The sequence below is a fragment of the Pseudomonas sp. Leaf127 genome (assembly GCF_001423155.1).
Classification (GTDB): Bacteria; Pseudomonadota; Gammaproteobacteria; order Pseudomonadales; family Pseudomonadaceae; genus Aquipseudomonas; species Aquipseudomonas ovata.
This window is the reverse complement of sequence record NZ_LMOA01000024.1, coordinates 121,284-139,747: the sequence shown is the minus strand read 5'-3', so window position 1 is coordinate 139,747 and position 18,464 is coordinate 121,284. Positions and strand designations below refer to the sequence as shown.

The following is an 18,464-nucleotide window of genomic DNA, read 5'->3' as shown; positions in this document are numbered from 1 at the left end:
CATATTTTTTGAACCCGGCTACGATTGACAGAAGGTCCATGGCCAATCTCGGGCGCACCTGGTGCTTATCCATGCCACGCGTTCGAGCCCTGGCAAAGAGTCCCTTGAATGTCGGCCAGCGCACCATTATCCGGTGCCGCCCGGCGGTTCCATGCAGCCACAAGCTGCGAACCATGAGATCACGCCCCCTGCGTGTCTGGAGTCGGTAATGCCCAATAACAACAATGAGCTTGCGTACACCCGCTACCTGGCCCCCGATGGCCGCCTTATCGGACCGCTGCCCGGCTGGGCCGATGATTTCAACCTGCTCACCCGGCTGTATCGGCACATGGTGCTGACCCGGCTGTTCGACCAGAAAACCGTCGCCCTGCAACGCACCGGCCGCATCGGCACCTTTGCCCCGACCCTGGGCCAGGAAGCGATTGGCGTGGCCATCGGCAGCCTGATGCAGGCCGAAGACGTGCTGGTGCCTTACTACCGCGACACCGCCGTGCAATTGATGCGCGGCGTGCGCATGGACGAGATCCTGCTCTATTGGGGCGGCGACGAGCGTGGCAGTGCCTACGCCGAGCCTGCGGTGGCCCAGGATTTCCCGCTGTGCGTGCCCATTGCGACCCAGGCCTTGCATGCCTGCGGCGTGGCCAGTGCCTTCAAGGTGCGCGGTGAGCACCGGGTGGCGGTCACCACCTGTGGCGACGGCGCGACCAGCAAGGGCGACTTTCTTGAAGCGCTCAACGTCGCCGGCGCCTGGCAGTTGCCGGTGGTGTTCGTGATCAACAACAACCAGTGGGCCATTTCCGTGCCGCGGCGCATCCAGTGCGGTGCCCCGACCCTGGCGCAGAAGGCCATCGGCGCCGGCTTTCATGGCGAGCAGGTCGATGGCAACGACATCCTGGCTGTCTACGACCGCATGCGCATTGCCCTGGACCGGGCCCGCAAGGGCAAGGGGCCGGTGTTGCTCGAATGCCTGAGCTACCGGCTGGGCGACCACACCACTGCCGACGATGCGACCCGCTATCGCTCGGCCGAAGAAGTGCGCCAGGCCTGGCAGGAAGAGCCGATCAAACGCCTGCAAAGCTTCATGGCCAGCCAGGGCATCTGGGACGAGGGGCGCGAACAGGCGCTGATCGCCGAGTGCCAGGCCCAGGTGCAGGACGCCGTCAGTGCTTACGAAAGCCGCGCCCCTCAGCCACCCGAATCGGCCATGGACCATGTCTATGCCCAATGGCCGGCCGCCCTGGCCGAGCAGCGCGAGTGGTTCATGGAACGGGTCGCACGGCGTGAAGGGGGGCAGTCGTATGAACAATGACAAGATCACCTTGCTCGAAGCGGTCAATATGGCCTTGCACCGGGCCATGGCCGAAGACGAAAACGTGGTGGTGCTGGGCGAGGATGTCGGGGTCAACGGCGGGGTGTTCCGGGCCACCCAGGGGTTGCGCGACAGTTTCGGCTTCAAGCGGGTGATTGACTCGCCGCTGGCCGAAACCATGCTCGGCGGCCTGGCGGTCGGCATGGCTGCCCAGGGCCTGAAACCGGTCATGGAAATCCAGTTCCTGGGCTTTATCTATGCGGCCATGGAGCACCTGGTGTCACACGCCAGCCGGCTGCGTAACCGCACCCGTGGCCGCCTGACTTGCCCGATGGTACTGCGTGCGCCGATGGGCGCCGGCATTCGCGCGCCCGAGCATCACAGTGAAAGCACCGAAGCGCTGTTTGCCCATATCCCGGGTCTGCGCGTGGTCATTCCCTCATCGCCGGCCCGGGCCTATGGCCTGCTGCTGGCGTCCATCGACGACCCGGACCCGGTGATTTTCCTCGAGCCGACCCGGCTCTACCGCATGAACCCGCAACCGCTGCTCGACGATGGCAAGCGCCTGCCGCTGGACACCTGCTTCACCTTGCGTGAAGGCAGCGATATCACCCTGATCAGTTGGGGCGCCAGCGTGCACGAAACCCTGCAGGCGGCCCAGGCGCTGGCCGAGCGGGGCATTTCGGCAGAAGTCATCGACGTCGCCTGCATCAAGCCACTCGACCTCGACACCCTCGAGGCCTCAGTGCGCAAGACCGGGCGTTGCGTGATCGTCCACGAAGCGCCGCGCTCGTGCGGGGTGGGTGCCGAAATCGCCGCCAGCCTGTACGAGCGCGCCTTGCTCGACCTGCAGGCGCCGATCCAGCGCGTGACCGCCCCGGACATCCCGCCGCCGCTGTACCGGCTGGAGCAGCTGTACATGCCCGGCGTCGAAGACATTCTGCACGCCTGCGATACCGCGCTGGACTACGCCTGAACCCGAGGAGGTTGCAATGAAATTTTTCAAACTGCCCGACCTGGGCGAAGGCCTGCAAGAAGCTGAAGTGGTGCAATGGCACGTCAAGGCCGGCGACAGCGTCAAGGCCGACCAGTTGCTGGTGTCGGTCGAAACGGCCAAGGCCCTGGTCGATATTCCCGCGCCGTATGACGGGGTGGTGGCCAAGCTGTTCGGCAGCGACGGAGAAGTCCTGCATGTGGGCGAACCGTTGATTGCCTTCGAAGGCGAGGGCGACAACGGCACGGTGGTCGGCAAGCTCGAAGGCGGTGGCAGCCATGCAGACCAGTTCTTCGTGGGCGCGGCGCCCTCGACCCGCGAACACCTGGCCGCCCGTGCCACGCCAGCGGTGCGGCAACTGGCGCGCCAACTGGGGGTTGAACTCAATGGCCTGAGCGGCTCGGGCAGCGACGGGCTGATCACGCGCAGCGACGTGGAGGGTGCCGCCCAGGCCGAGCGTGATCGTTTTGGCGGCCAGAAGCTGCGCGGGGTGCGGCGCAGTATGGCCATCAACATGGCTCGCTCGCATGCCGAAGTGGTGCCGGTCACCCTGTTTGCCGATGCCGACCTGCACGCCTGGGGCCAGGCCCGCGACCCGCTGATCCGCATCGGCAAGGCCATGGCCGAGGCGTGCAAGGTCGAGCCGGTGCTCAACAGTTGGTTCGAAGGCAAGTCGCTGTCGATTCGTCAGCACGAAAAGCTGGACCTGGGCATTGCCGTGGACACGCCCGACGGCTTGTTCGTGCCGGTGCTGCGCGACGTTGGCAATCGCAGTGCGCAGGACCTCAAGGACGGCCTGAACCGGTTGCGCAACGATGTAAAGGCCCGCTCCATTCCACCGCAAGAGATGATGGGCGCGACCATTACCCTGTCTAACTTCGGCACGTTGTTCGGGCGTTATGCCAATCCGGTGGTGGTGCCGCCGCAAGTGGCGATTCTCGGTGCCGGTGGCATTCGTGACGAGCCGGTGGCGGTCAACGGCGAAGTGGTGATTCATCCCATCCTGCCGTTGTCCCTGACCTTCGATCACCGGGCGGTGACCGGCGGCGAGGCGGCGCGCTTCTTCAAGGCACTGGTGCAGGCCCTGGAACAACCCGAGTAAAGGCGGGCGAGGTGCAGCTGTCGGGTGTGCAGGTTCGACAGCTGCGCGGGTCACGCCCCCCACCACGGCGGATTCGTCCAGTTTCGGCAACAGACCTGGACAGAATCCGGCGTTTTTCAGCGCGCCTGTTTTCTCTACGCTCACCCGTCTGAACAATGCGACGCCTTACCTAGGGTCGCTCAAGACCATTGAAAGGGTGAAGCCTGTGCAAAATCCGCCTGCTCGACTGCCTGAACCGCTGCACATCAACTACCTGTTCGATCCGCTGTGCGGCTGGTGCTACGGCGCCTCTCCGGTGCTTGAGCAACTTGTCGGCCTGCCGGGCTTGACGGTCGAATTCTGCCCGACAGGCCTGTTTGCCGACCGGCAGTCACGCGAGATGAATGCAGGCTTTGCCGACTATGCCTGGTCGAACGATCAGCGCATTGCCCGGCTGACCGGGCAGCGTTTTACCGAGGCGTATCGGAGCCAGGTGCTGGCCGATCACGCCACGCGGTTCGACTCGGGGCCTGCGACACGGGCATTGACCGCCGTGGCGGTTACGGCACCGGCGTTTGAATATGCGGCCTTGAACGCCATCCAGCAGGCGCGTTATGTCGACGGGCTGGATATCACCCGGGAGAAGGTACTGGTTCAGGTGCTCAATGAGCTGGGGCTGATGCAGGCGGCCGACCTGTTGTGCACGCAGGCCGATACGCTGTTGACGCTCAACGCGGCACGCCTGGCGAAGGGCCGCTCGATCATGACCACGCTGGGCATCAATGGTGTGCCGGCACTGGTGGTCGGCCAGGGCGAAAACCTGCGAGCGGTGGACACCAGCGGGCTGTTTACCCGCCTGGAGGCCGTGCTGGAGACCCTGGCTGTGAGCAGTGGATCGGCAGGGCCCGCGCTTATCAGACACACCGTATGATCGGCCTGGAATCACTCCCATAGGCGCGACCAGCGGTCGCGAATGCAATCTTTCAGGCCCTGACGATTTTGCATGAACCAGCCCTTTCGCGACCGCGAAATTGTCACTCGGCTTTGGCACCATTGATCAGCTCGTTCAAGGCATCGGGCTGGCTCTTGAATGCACGGGCGAAGACATCGCGGTTCTTGGCCATGTAGATCCCGGCCTCTTCAAGCTGCTCTTCGCTTAACGAAGGTACGGCGTTTTTCAGGACTGATCCAAGCAACTCGGCGAGTTCCAGCATCTTGTCATGACGGTCAGCTTCGGCTTTATCCATGAACAAACGCTCCAGATCTCGGCTGCTGCGGTATACCACTTCGACGGCCATTCACCACCTCACAAGCCTTCCAGATGAAAATACGATAACTGTGTTTTTATACAGTGCCGAGCATACGCCATTCTGCCCCCCCATGCATAGTGGCTCATGAGGTTCTTTTCAGTGGCGAGGGTGCCCTTGCGACAACTGGCCGCGCCTGCGGCACTGGATCTGGCCTTGATCCTGCTTTACAAACCCCGCACGAATCAGGGTCTTGAGGAAACAGAAAATGAAGTGGGCAAACAACAGCCGCAAGCGCATGCACGATGGCGCCAATTCCATCGGGAACCTGCTGGTCGAGGGGTTTCACTATATGGGGCTGTTTGCCATTGGCGGGGTCACCGCCTGGGCCTCGGTCATGGCCTTCATGGAGATGCTCGACAAGGGGCATGCCAGTATTGATGACATCCTGCTGCTGTTCATCTACCTGGAGCTGGGGGCGATGGTGGGGATCTATTTCAAGACCAACCACCTCCCGATCCGCTTTTTGCTGTACATCGCCATCACCGCGCTGACCCGCTACCTGATCGGTGATGTCTCGCACCACAAGGCACCGGAAGTGGGCCTGCTGTATATGTGCGGCGGGATCTTCCTGCTAGCGCTGTCGGTCGTGGCAGTGCGCTATGCCTCGTACAAGTTTCCGTCCAGCAAGGCGATCGACTCGACCGGCGAGTACGTCGGCGATAACGTCTCGGAAAAATGAGGGCGGGGTGAGTCACTGCGCCAGATAACAAAATGCCCCGTCATTGTGCGGGGCATTTTTGTCTGTGCGGCGTGTTCAGTCAGAGACCGGCCGCCAGGTTGGGGCGGCTGCGCAGCCACTGGTGCGGCGTGGCAGGGACGGTCAACTGTTTGATCCGGTCGCTGTCGGTCATGGCCGCCAGGAGGCTCACGGCGCTGTGCCCTTGCTCTATCGCAATGCCGAACTGCACGCTCTCGATCAGGCGGCGCAAGCGCTTGGGTTCATTGCGCTGCTCGGGGCTGATCAGCCGTTTGGCGACCACGCCGGCATCGTTGGACAACGTCAGCATGATGCTGCCGTCCAGTCCTTGAATACTGAGGTTCACCCGGTAGTCGGGGTGAAAGGTGTCAGTGATCATCTGAAAAGGATTGTCCGGGTTGTCCATGGTTGATACCTGCTCATGAGTTCTGCATAACGTAGGTTCTGCATAAGTTGACCGGGTACTGCTCCCTTTGGTTCTCGATGGCAGATAAGCGGTCACGGATGGATCGGGTTCGATACAGCGTAGTCGTCCGGCTCGTGTTGCGGTGGTACATCCGCGACGGTTGTGGCGTCAGGGGCGACGTCAGGGTTCATGCACGCTTCAGGCCACAGCTGGCTTTACAAACACCCGGACACAAAAAAGCGGGCCATCAAGGCCCGCTTTTGTCAGTACTCAGGGATGCAGATCAAACCAGGCGTGCGACTTCCTGCTCCTGCTCTTTTTCCAGAAATTCTTCTTCCAGCAGCGCGTCGGCGCTCTCGACCTGAATGTCATCGGCCGGGGTCAGCGCGACATTACGTTGCTTGTCGCGCAGCTTGCCGACCAGATGCTCCAGGGCGTGGTCCATCTTGACTGCTGCGCCGTCGATGGCCAGTTCAAGCGTGTCAGCCTTGTGGGTCACCGAGATCGGCTGGTGGCCTTTGGGGCGGGCTTCAAGCTGGCAACGAATATCGTTCGGGCCGGTTTTGTCGCCGTTTTCGTCGCGCAGATAGACTTCAACGCGGGTCAGGTAATCGTCATAACGTTCGAGCGTGCTTTCAAGGGTACTACGAACCCAATTCTCCAGTCGGATGCTGCTTTCGATGTGGTTATCGCTGTTGACCTGGATTTGCATAATTAATCCTTACTAAGGCTTGGCTCGTTCGAGGGAAGACGCAGGGCTCCTGAGCAGCCCAGGCGTTTATTTCCCCTCTCGATTACAGTGTTGGCGCCAAACGTTTGATATTTCAAGCCCCCTCATGGAAGAAATATTTCGCAGTAAAAATTTCATATCCTCATTCGTAGAAGCGGCTTCAGCCGCGAAAATCGGTGAAAAAGCCTGTTTCGCGGCTAAAGCCGCTCCTACGGTGGCGAATGGCATGCATCAAAATGCCACAGAGGTCTGCACATAAATGGTGCGTGGCTCGCCCACATATTTACCTTTGTTGTTGTCATCGAACGAGCGGGTGAAGTATTCGCGGTTAAACATGTTCTTCACCCCGACCGCCACATTCAGGTCCGACAGCTGGGGGCCGAAATCGTAGGCGGCACGTGTGCCGACGACCATGTAGCCCGGAATCTTGCCGGTGCTGCCGTCGGCGCTTTCGGCGCGGGTGTTGGCATTGTCGGCGAACTGAGCGCTCTGGAAGGCGCTGTCGAGGTTGAGCTTCCAGGGTCCTTCGGTGTAGCTCACGCCCAGCGTGCCCTTGTGGCGGGACGAGAAGGGCACGCGGTTGCCCTTGTTTGGACCGTCTTCGCGAATGGTCGCATCGACAAAGGCATAGCTGGCGTACACATCGAAGCCGGTCAAGACCGGGCTCAGGCCGTCCAGGGCGTAGTTGATGCTGGTCTCGACGCCCTGGTGCCGGGTTTCGCCGCGGGCAATCACGCTGTCATTGGTCTGATTGCTTTCGTACTGATTGTCGAAGTTGATCAGGAACACGCCGATTTCGGCGCGCAGGCCGCCATTGTCGTAGCGCGTGCCCAGTTCCCAGGTGCGGGCCTTCTCGGGTTTGACTTCGCCGCCGCTGACCCGGTTGGGCATCTGGCTGTACTGCACGCTGCCGAACGAGCCTTCGGTGTTGGCGTACAGGTTCCAGCTGTCGGTCAGGTGATACAGCACGTTGAGCGCCGGCAGGGCGGTGGTGTAGTCGCCCTGGTACTTGACGTTGGTCAGGTTGTTGTTCTGCGCGGTGTCGATCATCTCGTAGCGAACGCCCGGGGTGATGGTCCATTTGCCGATGTCGATGCGGTCGTCGATATAGAACGCATGGGCCTCGGTGGCGCCACGGGTGTCGCGGTCGTTGCGGCTGGCCGTGGTCGGCAAGTCGCCGGTGACCGGCTCGCGAAAGCGCAGTTCATGACCTGCTTCATTGATGTAGCGGTAGCCCATGCCGACTTCGTGCCAGCTTTCACCCAGCGCAAACCCCTGCGAGAAGCGGGTTTCCAGGCCGCGCACCCAGTATTCGCGTGGCGACAGCGACACGAACGACGCCTGGTCCAGGTAACCGCTGCGCAGGGTCTTGGTGAAGAAGGTGTTGGCGGTGAACACCCGGGCGTCCTGTTCGTAGCGGTAACCGAAGTTCACCAGCGTACGCCGGCCCCAGAACTTGTCTTTCGGGCGCGTGGACTGGTACGGGTCTTCCTTGTAGGCAGCCACGCTCAGGCCGCCGGGCATGTCGGCTTCGCCCTCGTAATACTGGGCCATGGCATTGAGGCTGTTGGCCTCGTCGATCTGGTATTTGCCCTTGAGAATCAAATCGTCGATCTGCGTGTCGCTGTGCTCGCGCCAGTCACCGCCGCGCACGCCGGAGTACAGGATAGCGCCGCCCAGACCGTTGTCGGCGGTGCCGCCGGCCAGCAGGTTGCCGGTGCTCTTGAAGCCGTCCTGGCTGGACGACGGGCTGACCTGGGTCTGCACGCTGCCCTTGACGGTCGGCTCATCGGGGATGGCGCGGGTCACGAAGTTGACCACGCCGCCGACGTTCTGCGGGCCGTAGCGCACCGCGCCACCGCCGCGCACCACATCCACCGCGTCCATGTTGCCCAGGCTGAGCGGCGCCAGCGACAACTGCGGCTGGCCGTAGGGGGCGAAGGGCACCGGGATGCCATCCATCAGCACCGTGGAGCGCGACGCCAGGCGCGGGTTGAGACCCCGGATGCCGAAATTCAGCGCCATGTCATGGCTGCCGGTGCCGTTGTTTTCCGGGGCGTTGACGCCTGGAATACGATTGAGCACGTCGCGCGCGCTGCTGGCGCCTGAGCGCTCGAATTCTTCACGGCGGATCACATCACGGGCGCCGGGGTGTTCAAAAACGTTGTCCTGCTTGGCCTCGCCCAGCCAGTCACCGACGATGCTCGAAGCGCCCAGCTCGATCGGTGCGCTGACCGCCGTGCTGGCGACCGGCTGCAGGGTGAAGCCTTCCTGGCCATCGGCGCGGGCCTGCAGGCCGGTGCCTTCCAGCAGCGCCGCCAGGCCTTGCTCGGGGGTGTACTGGCCTTGCAGGCCGCGGCTGCGCAAGCCCTGGGTCAGTTGCGAGCCATAGGAAATCAGCACGCCCGACTCGCGCCCGAACTGGTTCAGCGCCGCTTCCAGCTCGCTGGGGGCAATCTGGTACGCCTTGACCGCCTGGGCATCGGCCTGTGCCAGCGGCAGGCCGGCCAGCGACAGGCCGCCGGCAAAGATGACATGGCGCAGGGTGCGGACCAACGGCGACAAGTGAAGAGGGCGAGCAGACATTCGGGCGTCCTTTGACGTAAGGGGAGAGGTGCTTTTCCTGTCTGTCACGCGAGCGAGGCAAAACGGCTCAGCAAATGTGAAAAATGTTTACCGTCCGCCGGTGGTTGCTGCCAGGGCAGCCAGTCATTACCGTGAAGGCCGTTGCCCCGTGCACATCAAACCCCGAGGACGCATGCCCCGTATCGAACGCCTGACCTTGTCCAATGGCCTGAACCTGATGCTCTGCCACGCACCGTGGCTGACCCGCAGTGCGGCGGCGCTGCGGGTGATGGCGGGCAGTCATGATGCACCACCGGCCTGGCCTGGGCTGGCGCATTTTCTCGAGCATCTGCTGTTTCTCGGCACCGAGCGATTCAGTCGCGAGGACGGTTTGATGGCCTTTGTGCAGCGCCACGGCGGGCAGCTCAACGCCAGCACCCGCGAACGCGCCACCGACTATTTCTTTGAGCTGGCGCCTGCCGTGTTCGAGCCGGGCCTTGAGCGTTTGTGCGACATGCTCGCCCACCCGCGCCTGGCCGTGGCCGAGCAGTGTCGCGAACGCGAAGTGCTGCATGCCGAGTTCATCGCCTGGGCACGCGACGCCGAGTCATGTCATCAGCATCACCTGCTGCAACCGCTCAACCCGGCCCACCCGCTGCGCGGCTTCCATGCCGGCAACCGTTATAGCCTGCCGGTGCCGAACCCGGCCTTCCAGCGCGACCTGTGGGCTTTTCATCGGCAGTTCTATCAAGGCGCACAGATGACCCTGTGCCTGAGCGGCCCGCAGTCATTGGCAACGCTGCGCCGGCTGGGCGAGCGCTACGGTGCGCTGTTCGCCATCGGTACGCGCGGCCTGCAACGGCCAGCGCCGCCATTGCTCGGCCACACCTCAGTACCGTGTTCGCCGCCGGACCCGCAACGCCTGCACCTGCTGTTTGCCTGCGAAGACCTGCCCGTTGGCAGCGATGAAGCGGTGGCGTTTCTCTGCCATTGGTTGCACGGCATCGAAGGCTTCAAGGCCACGGCACGCTATCACTTCCAGGGCCAGTTACTGCTGGAGATCGAATGCCATCCGGCGAGCGCTGATACCGCCGCGCGCTTTTTCGATTGGCTGAGGTTTTTTGCCGGGCACTGGCCGCAGCGGGTCGAGCAATACCGCCTGCTGCACCAGCGCCAGTGGCAGACCGGCAGCGCCCTGACCCTGGCCCGGCACTTGAGCGAACGCCAGCCGGCTGACTTGAGTGAGCCCGGCCAACAAGCCTTGCGCGTACTGCTCGGAAAACTGAGCCCCGATGTGCTGTTATGGCCTGTGCCGCTGGTAACGGTGCCCGCCAGCGACTGGCCTCTGCCGCTCGCCAATCCGTTTCTGAATATCCCGATTATCGACCACCGATCTGTCAGTCTCTACCTGCACTGGCGCTTGTCCGGCGCGCACCCGGCGCTGTGGCGCAGGCTCGACGCCGGTCTTGAAGGCTTGCGCGAACAGGCCCGCCAGGCCGGGGTGCGCTTGCAATTCAGCGCCGAGGCCGACAGCTGGCAACTGCGGCTTGGCGGTTTGCAGGCGCCGCTGCTCGCCGTGGCCCGGCAAGCGCTGGATAACCTGCGCTCCGCCGATAGCGTCGCCCGGCCGGCACCGGCATTGATGCCCATCCGCCAGTTGCTCAAACGCTTGCCCGAGCTTTACCCCGACGCGCGCCCATCGCCGGCCGGCGATGACGTGCAAGCGCTGTGGTCAGCCTCACGCTGGACCTCTCTGGCACTGGACCTGAATGACCACAAGGCGCTCGGCGAACTGCTCCGGCACATGCCCGGCCAGCCGGCCGCTGCGCCTCATGCCGTGCCCGCGCCACGGCCCGGGCAGCATTGGCACGTTGAGCCATGCGAATCATCAGAACACGCGCTGCTGCTGTTTTGCCCGACGCCTTCGTCCACCCTGCGCGACGAAGCGGCCTGGCGTCTGCTCGCCCACCTGTTGCAAGCGCCTTTTTACCAGCGCCTGCGGGTCGATCTGCAACTGGGTTATGCGGTGTTCAGCAGCCTGCGGCAACTGGACGGGCACACCGGCCTGCTGTTCGGCGTGCAGTCACCCGCCACTCCGGTCGCTGAACTGCGGGTCCATATCCAGGCGTTCATCCACGACCTGCCCGCCTTGATCATGGCCGCCGATCTGCCTGCCCAACGCCAGGCGCTGCTCGATCAACTGGGCATGGATGACGAGCAGACCCGCGAGTGGCAATGGCAGGCGCACCTGGCGGGGCGCGGGGCCGGCTATCTTGATGAGTTGGCTCTGGCGCTGGACGCGCTGGACAGCGATGCCTTGGTCCATGCCGCCGGGCAGTTGCGCAGGGGTGATGGCGGTGCATGGGTCATCGCCAGTCAGGTCATATCAAAACATTACCGAGCATGAACGTCTGCGCCAATCAGCGGACTAAACCTTACGACACCCACCCCAACCAAGGAGTCTGTTATGTGGACCAAGCCTGCCTACACTGATCTGCGCATCGGTTTCGAAGTCACCATGTACTTCGCCAACCGTTGAGTCTGTGCTTCAACAAGCCTCGGTTCGCCGGGGCTTTTTCGTTTTCCTGATGGCCCGGAACCTCCATGTTCATCCAGATTCTAGGATCGGCCGCCGGTGGCGGCTTTCCCCAGTGGAACTGCAACTGCGCCAATTGCGCCGGCTTTCGCGATGGCAGCCTGCGGGCCACGGCGCGCACCCAGTCGTCGATTGCCTTGTCCGATGACGGGGTCAACTGGGTGCTGTGCAACGCCTCGCCGGATATCCGCGCGCAACTGCAGGGTTTTGCCCCGATGCAACCGGGCCGGGCGCTGCGCGACACCGGCATCAGCGCCATCGTCTTGATGGACAGCCAGATCGACCACACGACGGGGCTTTTGAGCCTGCGCGAGGGCTGCCCGCATCAGGTGTGGTGCACCGAGATGGTTCATCAGGACCTGAGCACCGGTTTCCCGCTGTTCGAAATGCTCAAGCACTGGAACGGCGGCCTGCAATGGCACCGCATCGACTTGCAGGCCCCGTTCACCATCCCGGCCTGCCCGAACCTGCGCTTCAAGCCGTTTGCCCTGCGCAGCGCCGCACCGCCGTATTCGCCGCACCGTTTCGACCCGCACCCCGGTGACAACATCGGCCTGCTGGTCGAGGACGTCCGTACCGGCGGCACGCTGTTCTATGCGCCGGGCCTGGGCCAGGTGGATGCGGCGCTGCGCGAGAAGATGCACAGCGCCGACTGCCTGCTGGTCGATGGCACGCTGTGGCACGACGACGAGATGCAACAGCGCGGCGTCGGCACCCGCACCGGTCGCGAAATGGGCCACCTGGCCCAGAGCGGTCCGGGCGGCATGCTGGAGGTGCTTGAAGGCTTCCCGCAGCAGCGCAAGGTGCTGATCCACATCAACAACACCAACCCGATCCTCGACGAAGACTCGCCACAGCGCGCCGAACTGGCACGGCGCCAGGTAGAGGTCGCATTCGACGGCATGAGCCTCGCGCTTTAGGACATGACCATGACCCAGGCCACGGCCCTGACCCCCGCTGAATTCGAACAGGCCCTGCGTGCCAAGGGCGCCTACTACCACATTCATCACCCTTACCATGTGGCGATGTACGAAGGCCGTGCCAGCCGCGAGCAGATCCAGGGCTGGGTTGCCAATCGCTTTTACTACCAGGTGAATATTCCGCTCAAGGATGCGGCGATCCTCGCCAATTGCCCGGACCGCGAAATACGCCGCGAGTGGATCCAGCGCTTGCTCGACCACGACGGCGCACCCGGCGAAGACGGCGGTATCGAAGCCTGGCTGCGCCTGGGCCAGGCGGTGGGGCTGGACCCGGACCAGTTGCGCTCGCAAGAACTGGTGCTGCCCGGCGTGCGCTTTGCGGTCGATGCCTACGTCAACTTCGCCCGCCGCGCCAGTTGGCAGGAAGCGGCCAGCAGTTCGCTGACCGAACTGTTCGCGCCGCAGATCCACCAGTCACGCCTGGACAGCTGGCCGGCGCATTACCCGTGGATCGACCCGGCCGGCTATGACTACTTTCGCACCCGCCTGGGCCAGGCCCGCCGCGATGTCGAGCACGGGCTGGCCATTACGCTTGAGCACTACACCACTTGGGAAGGGCAGCAGCACATGCTGGAAATCCTGCAGTTCAAGCTCGACATCCAGTGGAGCATGCTCGACGCCATGAGCATGGCCTATGAGCTCAAGCGCCCGCCCTATCACAGCGTCACCCATCAACGTGTCTGGCATAAAGGGATCGCCCCATGAGTGACGCATCGTTCGATCGCAGCCTCACGCCGCACTGGCAGCGCGGCTATCGGTTCCAGTACGAGCCGGCGCAAAAAGGCCATGTGCTGCTGTACCCTGAAGGCATGATCAAGCTCAACGAAAGCGCCGGCCTGATCGGCGAACAGGTCGATGGCCAGCGCACGGTCGCCGACATCATCCAGGCCTTGCAGGCGCGCTTCCCCGACGTGCCCGAACTGGGCACCGACGTGGTGGAGTTCATGCAGGTGGCCGAGCACAAGCACTGGATCACCCTTGACTGACCTCAGGCCGGATGTACCGCCCACGCCCCCGGTGGGCCTGCCGCTGTGGCTGCTGGCCGAGCTGACCTACCGCTGCCCGCTGCAATGCCCGTACTGCTCCAACCCGCTGGATTTTGCCCGGCAAGGTGAGGAATTGAGCACCACGCAGTGGTTCAAGGTCATGGCCGAGGCCCGCGAGATGGGCGCCGCGCAGATCGGCTTTTCCGGCGGTGAGCCGCTGGTGCGTCAGGACCTCGCCGAACTGATCGCCGAGGCGCGCCGGCTGGGCTATTACACCAACCTGATCACCTCGGGCATTGGCCTGACCGAGCAGAAGATCATCGACTTCAAGCAGGCCGGGCTCGACCATATCCAGATCAGTTTCCAGGCCAGTGACGAGCAGGTGAACAACATGCTCGCAGGTTCCAGGAAAGCCTTCGCGCAGAAGCTGGACATGGCCCGTGCGGTGAAGAAGCACGGCTACCCGATGGTGCTGAACTTCGTCACCCACCGGCATAACATCGACCGCACCGACCGCATCATCGAGCTGTGCCTGGCCCTGGAAGCCGACTTCGTCGAGCTGGCGACCTGTCAGTTCTATGGCTGGGCACAACTGAATCGTGTCGGCCTGCTGCCGACCAAGGCACAACTGGTGCGTGCCGAAGCGGTCACCAATGAGTACCGCGCCCGCCTGCAAGCCGAAAACCATCCGTGCAAGCTGATCTTTGTCACCCCCGACTACTATGAAGAGCGTCCCAAGGCGTGCATGAACGGCTGGGGCAATCTGTTTCTGACCGTGACCCCGGACGGCACCGCGTTGCCGTGCCATGGCGCACGACAGATGCCGATCGCTTTTCCCAACGTGCGCGAGCACAGCCTGCAGCACATCTGGTATGAGTCGTTCGGCTTCAACCGCTTCCGTGGCTACGAATGGATGCCCGAGCCGTGCCGCTCCTGTGACGAGAAAGAAAAGGACTTCGGCGGCTGTCGCTGCCAGGCCTTCATGCTCACCGGCGACGCCAGCAATGCTGACCCGGTGTGCAGCAAGTCGGCGCATCACGGGCTTATCACCCAGGCCCGGGACGACGCCGAGACCACCTCCCTGACCATCGAGCAACTGGCCTTTCGCAATGAACGAAATTCTCGCCTCATCGCCCGCTCATCCTGAACCGCTCAGCGCCGCACAGGCGGTCGCTGCCGGTATCGACTTCGCTGAACTGGAGGTCAACGCGCACGGCGTGTTCTGGATTCAACTGCACCCTGAAGACGGCACCTGTCGCCTCTGGCGCCGGCACGCCGGGCAGACGCATTGCCTTACACCGCCGGGTTTCAGCGTGCGCAGCCGGGTCTATGAATACGGCGGCGGCGCCTTCTGCCTGGCCGCTGACAGCGCGATATTCGTCAATGACCGCGACCAGCAGCTATATCGCCAACCCCTCGATGACAGCGCCCCGCAGGCCCTGACCCAAGGCGAACGGCGTTATGGCGGGCTGTCCTTCGCACACGGCCAGGTGCTGGCGGTGGAAGAGGAGGGCGCGGTGCATCGAATCGTCGCCTTGGGCCTGCCTGCCGGTGAGCGTCAGGTGCTGGCCGAAGGCGTTGATTTCTATGCCGCGCCGGTTGTCAGTGTCGATGGCAGGCGCCTGGCCTGGGTCGAGTGGCAGCGCCCGCATCAGCCGTGGACCTGCACCCGGCTGATGGTCGCCAAGCGTGGCGATGACGGCCAATGGTCAGCGCCACGCTGCATCGCCGGTGATCACGATGACCAATCCCTGCAACAGCCGCGCTTCGATGCCCGGGGTGTACTGCATTGCCTGAGCGACCTGAATGGGTTCTGGCAGCCGTGGGGCGAGTCTGGCTCGGGGTTTGTGCCCTTGCCGGCGGTCGAGGCCGACCATGCGTCCGCGCCCTGGCAATTGGGCAGTTGCACCTGGCTGCCGCTGGACGGCGGTTACCTGGCCTGCTGCCTGGATAACGGTGCAGGGCAACTGCGCCGGCAGTTTGCTGATGGCACGAGCGCAGACCTCAGTGGCGAGTTCAGCCGTTTCCGCAACCTGGCGCTCGACGAGGCATTTATCTATTGCATCGCGGCTTCAGGCACGCGACCGTCGGCGGTGCTGGCCATTTCGCGTGCCGATCAGGCGGTGCAGGTGCTGGCCGGCGGGGTCTCGCCGTTACCCGCAGCGGCGATCAGCCGTCCGCAGGCGATGAGCTATCCCAGCGGCGGTGCCCAGGCCCATGCGTTCTTCTATCCGGCGCTGAACGCCGAGGGCCCGGCGCCGTTGCTGGTGTTCGTGCATGGCGGTCCGACCTCGGCCTGTTATCCGGTGTTCGAACCACGGATCCAGTTCTGGACCCAGCGCGGCTTTGCCGTGGTCGACCTTAACTACCGCGGCAGCAGTGGCTATGGCCGCGCTTATCGACAAAGCCTGCACGCGCAATGGGGCGTGGCGGACGTCGAGGATGCCTGCGCCGTGGTGGGTCATCTGGCCGGGCAGGGCCTGATCGACCCGCAACGGGCGTTTATCCGCGGCGGCAGTGCCGGTGGCTACACGGTGCTGTGCGCCCTGGCGTTCCATAAGGTGTTTCGCGCTGGCGCCAGCCATTACGGTGTCAGCGACCCGCTGGCCTTGAGCAGGGCCACACACAAGTTCGAAGGCGATTACCTGGACTGGCTGATCGGCGACCCGCACACCGAGGTCGAGCGTTACCACGCCCGCACGCCGTTGCTGCATGCCGGGCGCATCAAGGTGCCGGTGATTTTCTTCCAGGGTGAACTGGACGCGGTGGTGGTGCCGGCCCAGACCCGCGACATGCTCGACGCCGTGCAGGCGCAGAGCATTGCCGCCGAAGGGCACTTCTACCCCGATGAGCGCCACGGCTTTCGCCAGCCGGCCAACCAGGCCGATGCGCTGGAAAAGGAATGGCAGTTCTACCGAAACATCATGGCGCCGAGGCCTTGAGCAACCCATCAGGTCCACTACGGATTGCAAGGACAGCGGGGTCACTCGGAGCGCGCTTGCCGGAATGCCGGACCACCGCGACCGAGTGCGTAGCGCTCGCAAAATCTGCGAAACGCCACAAATTTACGACTGCTGCGCAGCCGGTCGCCGGCAAGCGGGCTCCTACGGGTGTGAATTTTAAATCCAGTAAAACCGATAACTTGCTTTGTGCTTGATGAGCGAAAGGGCCGGTGCAGACTCAACACCTCTTGCGTAGGCCCTACGCCCTGGCCTGCACCGTCACCCAATACCGGGTCAGGCGCTGCACCTTCACCGGCAAGGCCACTTCCAGCATGTCCAGGATGCGCTCGCTGTCGGCCAGCGGGTAGCTGCCGGAAATCAGCAGGTCGGCGACCCGGTCATCGCATTTCAGGCGGCCATGGCGATAACGGCCCAGTTCTTGAAGAAAGTCCGCCAAGCGCATGCGCGAGGCCACCAGCAGGCCGTCGGTCCAGGCACCGCTGCCGGCATCCAGCGCTTGCACGCGGTCCCAGGCATGGCGGTCGAAGCTCACCTGCTGGCGCGCTTGCAGCACCAGCGCGGCGCCGGTGTGTGCCGCCGGTTGCAACTGCACAGTGCCTTCCAGCAGCGCCAGGTGCGTGCGGCCTTGCAGCTGGCGCAGGTTGAAACGGCTGGCCGTGCTGCCCGCCTGAATCCGGCCTTCGCCGGTCAGCAGCTCGAGCGGACGCGGGTCAGCGGCGGCGGTCATGAGGATTTCGCCCTGCAGCAGGCGAATCAAACGCTGTTGGCCGTCGAAGCGCACATCCACGGCGCTGGCGGTATTGAGTTGCAGCCGGCTGCCGTCGTCCAGCGCCACCTGGCGTCGCTCGCCCACGCCGCTGCTGTAGTCGGCCAGCAACGATTGCATGGCCTGCTCGTCGCGCAGATTCCAGCCCAGCGTACCGCCCACCCCCAGCAGCACCAGCAATTTGACAGCATGTCGACGCCCGGCCGACTTGGGGGCGCCGAGTGCCGCATGGGCCAACGGCGAAGACAGACCGCTCAGGCGTTGATTGACCCGCTGGATATGCGCCCACGCCCGCTGGTGCTCGGCATGGCCGTTCAACCATTGCTGCCAGGCGTGCTGGCGCGAGGCGCTGAGGGTGCCTTCCTGCATCTCGATCAGCCAGGCCACGGCCTGACGCGCCACGGCAGGGGCGATATCGGATTTGTTCAGCGACTCGTTCATGACCGGTTCACAGGGCGAAATAGCAACGCAGAGCGGCCTTGTTCAGATGGCGCTTGACCGTGGCGATGGAGATCCCCAGTTGCGCAGCAATTTCGCCGTGGCTGAGGCCATCGACCTGCGACAGCACAAAAGCCCGCTTGACCGGCAGGGGCAAGCCGTCGAGCAAGCGGTCCAGCTCGACCAGGGTCTCGAAGATGATCGCCCGCTCCTCTTCGGACGGCGCCACGCTTTCAGGCAGCTCGGCCAGGGCCTGATACCAGGCGCGCTCCAGGTCCTGACGGCGGTAATGGTTGCTCAGCACCCGCTTGGCGATGGTGGTCAGGAACGCCCGTGGCTCGATCAACTGCGGCGTATCACGCGCCATCAGCACCTTGACGAAGGTGTCCTGCGCCAGGTCAGCGGCGTTGTCGGGGCAGCCCAGGCGCCGGCGCAGCCAGGTGGTCAGCCAGGAATGATGCGCCTGATACAGGCCTTCGACGGTCGGGTACACGGCAGGCTGGGCGGTGGGCATGGCGGGGTGCGATCCACGACGTGGGTAGAAGAGGGCGCCAATTCTGGCAGAGTCTTTTGCGCGTGAGAATATTTATCATTACTATTGGCGTCACTTTCTTCCTTTTCTGATTGTCAATCGCGAGTCTCC

Annotated in this window: 18 protein-coding genes; 12 read left to right on the top strand and 6 right to left on the bottom strand. The window is 63.7% G+C overall.

The features are described from left to right. Positions 1–208: 208 nt before the first annotated feature. The 4 genes from pdhA to ASF84_RS25305 all read left to right on the top strand — a co-directional run bounded on the left by pdhA (position 209) and on the right by ASF84_RS25305 (position 4,315). On the top strand, positions 209–1,309 hold the full coding sequence (gene pdhA / locus ASF84_RS25320; RefSeq protein WP_056841646.1) for a pyruvate dehydrogenase (acetyl-transferring) E1 component subunit alpha: 1,101 nt from the start codon (positions 209–211) through the stop codon (positions 1,307–1,309). Then, the gene (locus ASF84_RS25315; protein ID WP_056841645.1) at positions 1,299–2,285 is read left to right on the top strand and encodes an alpha-ketoacid dehydrogenase subunit beta; all 987 of its coding nucleotides are present in this window, start codon (positions 1,299–1,301) and stop codon (positions 2,283–2,285) included. Before pdhA ends, ASF84_RS25315 begins: the two co-directional genes overlap by 11 nt. A 16-nt stretch (positions 2,286–2,301) precedes the next feature. Next, a complete protein-coding gene (locus ASF84_RS25310) occupies positions 2,302–3,405 on the top strand; it encodes a dihydrolipoamide acetyltransferase family protein (RefSeq protein WP_056841644.1) in 1,104 nt (367 codons plus the stop codon). 205 nt (positions 3,406–3,610) lie between these two features. Then, entirely contained in the window at positions 3,611–4,315 is a 705-nt protein-coding gene (locus ASF84_RS25305) for a DsbA family protein (RefSeq protein WP_201783690.1), read from the top strand. A gap of 103 nt (positions 4,316–4,418) precedes the next feature. Here the strand turns inward: ASF84_RS25305 and ASF84_RS25300 are convergent, their stop codons facing one another. After that, the gene (locus ASF84_RS25300; RefSeq protein ID WP_056841643.1) at positions 4,419–4,682 is read right to left on the bottom strand and encodes a YebG family protein; all 264 of its coding nucleotides are present in this window, start codon (positions 4,680–4,682) and stop codon (positions 4,419–4,421) included. 217 nt (positions 4,683–4,899) lie between these two features. Between ASF84_RS25300 and ASF84_RS25295 the strand changes: the two genes are divergently transcribed. Next, positions 4,900–5,373 (top strand): phosphate-starvation-inducible protein PsiE, encoded by a 474-nt coding sequence (locus ASF84_RS25295; protein WP_056841642.1) that lies wholly within the window; start codon positions 4,900–4,902, stop codon positions 5,371–5,373. A gap of 79 nt (positions 5,374–5,452) precedes the next feature. On the opposite strand, the gene ASF84_RS25290 is transcribed toward ASF84_RS25295, so the two are convergent. The 3 genes from ASF84_RS25290 to fecA form a co-directional block, all read right to left on the bottom strand. After that, entirely contained in the window at positions 5,453–5,797 is a 345-nt protein-coding gene (locus tag ASF84_RS25290) for a DUF3509 domain-containing protein (protein WP_056841641.1), read from the bottom strand. Between the two features lie 283 nt (positions 5,798–6,080). Further along, a complete protein-coding gene (locus tag ASF84_RS25285; RefSeq protein ID WP_056841640.1) occupies positions 6,081–6,509 on the bottom strand; it encodes an HPF/RaiA family ribosome-associated protein in 429 nt (142 codons plus the stop codon). Positions 6,510–6,758: 249 nt separating this feature from the next. Further along, positions 6,759–9,113, bottom strand: a complete 2,355-nt coding sequence (gene fecA, locus ASF84_RS25280; RefSeq protein WP_056841639.1) for a TonB-dependent Fe(3+) dicitrate receptor FecA — start codon at positions 9,111–9,113, stop codon at positions 6,759–6,761. Between the two features lie 172 nt (positions 9,114–9,285). Here fecA and pqqF point away from each other — a divergent pair, with 172 nt between their 5' ends. From pqqF to ASF84_RS25250, 7 genes are all read left to right on the top strand, one after another. Further along, the gene (gene pqqF / locus ASF84_RS25275) at positions 9,286–11,499 is read left to right on the top strand and encodes a pyrroloquinoline quinone biosynthesis protein PqqF (protein ID WP_056841638.1); all 2,214 of its coding nucleotides are present in this window, start codon (positions 9,286–9,288) and stop codon (positions 11,497–11,499) included. Positions 11,500–11,559: 60 nt separating this feature from the next. After that, on the top strand, positions 11,560–11,631 hold the full coding sequence (gene pqqA, locus ASF84_RS28805) for a pyrroloquinoline quinone precursor peptide PqqA (RefSeq protein ID WP_003243383.1): 72 nt from the start codon (positions 11,560–11,562) through the stop codon (positions 11,629–11,631). 65 nt (positions 11,632–11,696) lie between these two features. Further along, positions 11,697–12,608, top strand: a complete 912-nt coding sequence (gene pqqB, locus ASF84_RS25270) for a pyrroloquinoline quinone biosynthesis protein PqqB (protein WP_056841637.1) — start codon at positions 11,697–11,699, stop codon at positions 12,606–12,608. Between the two features lie 9 nt (positions 12,609–12,617). After that, positions 12,618–13,373 (top strand): pyrroloquinoline-quinone synthase PqqC, encoded by a 756-nt coding sequence (pqqC, locus tag ASF84_RS25265; RefSeq protein WP_056841800.1) that lies wholly within the window; start codon positions 12,618–12,620, stop codon positions 13,371–13,373. Beyond that, complete coding sequence (gene pqqD / locus ASF84_RS25260) at positions 13,370–13,654, top strand: pyrroloquinoline quinone biosynthesis peptide chaperone PqqD (protein WP_056841636.1); 285 nt, start codon at positions 13,370–13,372, stop codon at positions 13,652–13,654. The genes pqqC and pqqD overlap by 4 nt, the downstream gene beginning before the upstream one ends. Further along, positions 13,647–14,801, top strand: coding sequence for a pyrroloquinoline quinone biosynthesis protein PqqE (gene pqqE, locus ASF84_RS25255; protein ID WP_056841635.1), 1,155 nt, complete (start codon positions 13,647–13,649; stop codon positions 14,799–14,801). Before pqqD ends, pqqE begins: the two co-directional genes overlap by 8 nt. Beyond that, positions 14,764–16,596: a S9 family peptidase gene (locus tag ASF84_RS25250; RefSeq protein ID WP_056841634.1), complete on the top strand. Its 1,833-nt coding sequence runs from the start codon at positions 14,764–14,766 to the stop codon at positions 16,594–16,596. The genes pqqE and ASF84_RS25250 overlap by 38 nt, the downstream gene beginning before the upstream one ends. 259 nt (positions 16,597–16,855) lie before the next feature. On the opposite strand, the gene ASF84_RS25245 is transcribed toward ASF84_RS25250, so the two are convergent. Together ASF84_RS25245 and ASF84_RS25240 are read right to left on the bottom strand one after the other, a co-directional pair. Beyond that, complete coding sequence (locus tag ASF84_RS25245; protein WP_056841633.1) at positions 16,856–17,824, bottom strand: FecR domain-containing protein; 969 nt, start codon at positions 17,822–17,824, stop codon at positions 16,856–16,858. Positions 17,825–17,831: 7 nt separating this feature from the next. Further along, positions 17,832–18,335, bottom strand: coding sequence for a sigma-70 family RNA polymerase sigma factor (locus ASF84_RS25240; protein WP_056841632.1), 504 nt, complete (start codon positions 18,333–18,335; stop codon positions 17,832–17,834). Positions 18,336–18,464 lie beyond the last annotated feature (129 nt).

What these genes read in the sequence shown, in the direction of transcription:
- pqqF (WP_056841638.1), top strand. Translation starts at nt 9,286, where the DNA reads ATGCCCCGTATCGAACGCCTGACCTTGTCCAATGGCCTGAACCTGATG.
- ASF84_RS25285 (WP_056841640.1), bottom strand. Translation starts at nt 6,509, where the DNA reads ATGCAAATCCAGGTCAACAGCGATAACCACATCGAAAGCAGCATCCGA.
- pqqB (WP_056841637.1), top strand. Translation starts at nt 11,697, where the DNA reads ATGTTCATCCAGATTCTAGGATCGGCCGCCGGTGGCGGCTTTCCCCAG.
- ASF84_RS25250 (WP_056841634.1), top strand. Translation starts at nt 14,764, where the DNA reads ATGAACGAAATTCTCGCCTCATCGCCCGCTCATCCTGAACCGCTCAGC.
- ASF84_RS25315 (WP_056841645.1), top strand. Translation starts at nt 1,299, where the DNA reads ATGAACAATGACAAGATCACCTTGCTCGAAGCGGTCAATATGGCCTTG.
- pdhA (WP_056841646.1), top strand. Translation starts at nt 209, where the DNA reads ATGCCCAATAACAACAATGAGCTTGCGTACACCCGCTACCTGGCCCCC.
- ASF84_RS25295 (WP_056841642.1), top strand. Translation starts at nt 4,900, where the DNA reads ATGAAGTGGGCAAACAACAGCCGCAAGCGCATGCACGATGGCGCCAAT.
- ASF84_RS25240 (WP_056841632.1), bottom strand. Translation starts at nt 18,335, where the DNA reads ATGCCCACCGCCCAGCCTGCCGTGTACCCGACCGTCGAAGGCCTGTAT.
- fecA (WP_056841639.1), bottom strand. Translation starts at nt 9,113, where the DNA reads ATGTCTGCTCGCCCTCTTCACTTGTCGCCGTTGGTCCGCACCCTGCGC.
- ASF84_RS25300 (WP_056841643.1), bottom strand. Translation starts at nt 4,682, where the DNA reads ATGGCCGTCGAAGTGGTATACCGCAGCAGCCGAGATCTGGAGCGTTTG.
- pqqD (WP_056841636.1), top strand. Translation starts at nt 13,370, where the DNA reads ATGAGTGACGCATCGTTCGATCGCAGCCTCACGCCGCACTGGCAGCGC.
- ASF84_RS25245 (WP_056841633.1), bottom strand. Translation starts at nt 17,824, where the DNA reads ATGAACGAGTCGCTGAACAAATCCGATATCGCCCCTGCCGTGGCGCGT.
- pqqC (WP_056841800.1), top strand. Translation starts at nt 12,618, where the DNA reads ATGACCCAGGCCACGGCCCTGACCCCCGCTGAATTCGAACAGGCCCTG.
- ASF84_RS25290 (WP_056841641.1), bottom strand. Translation starts at nt 5,797, where the DNA reads ATGGACAACCCGGACAATCCTTTTCAGATGATCACTGACACCTTTCAC.
- ASF84_RS25310 (WP_056841644.1), top strand. Translation starts at nt 2,302, where the DNA reads ATGAAATTTTTCAAACTGCCCGACCTGGGCGAAGGCCTGCAAGAAGCT.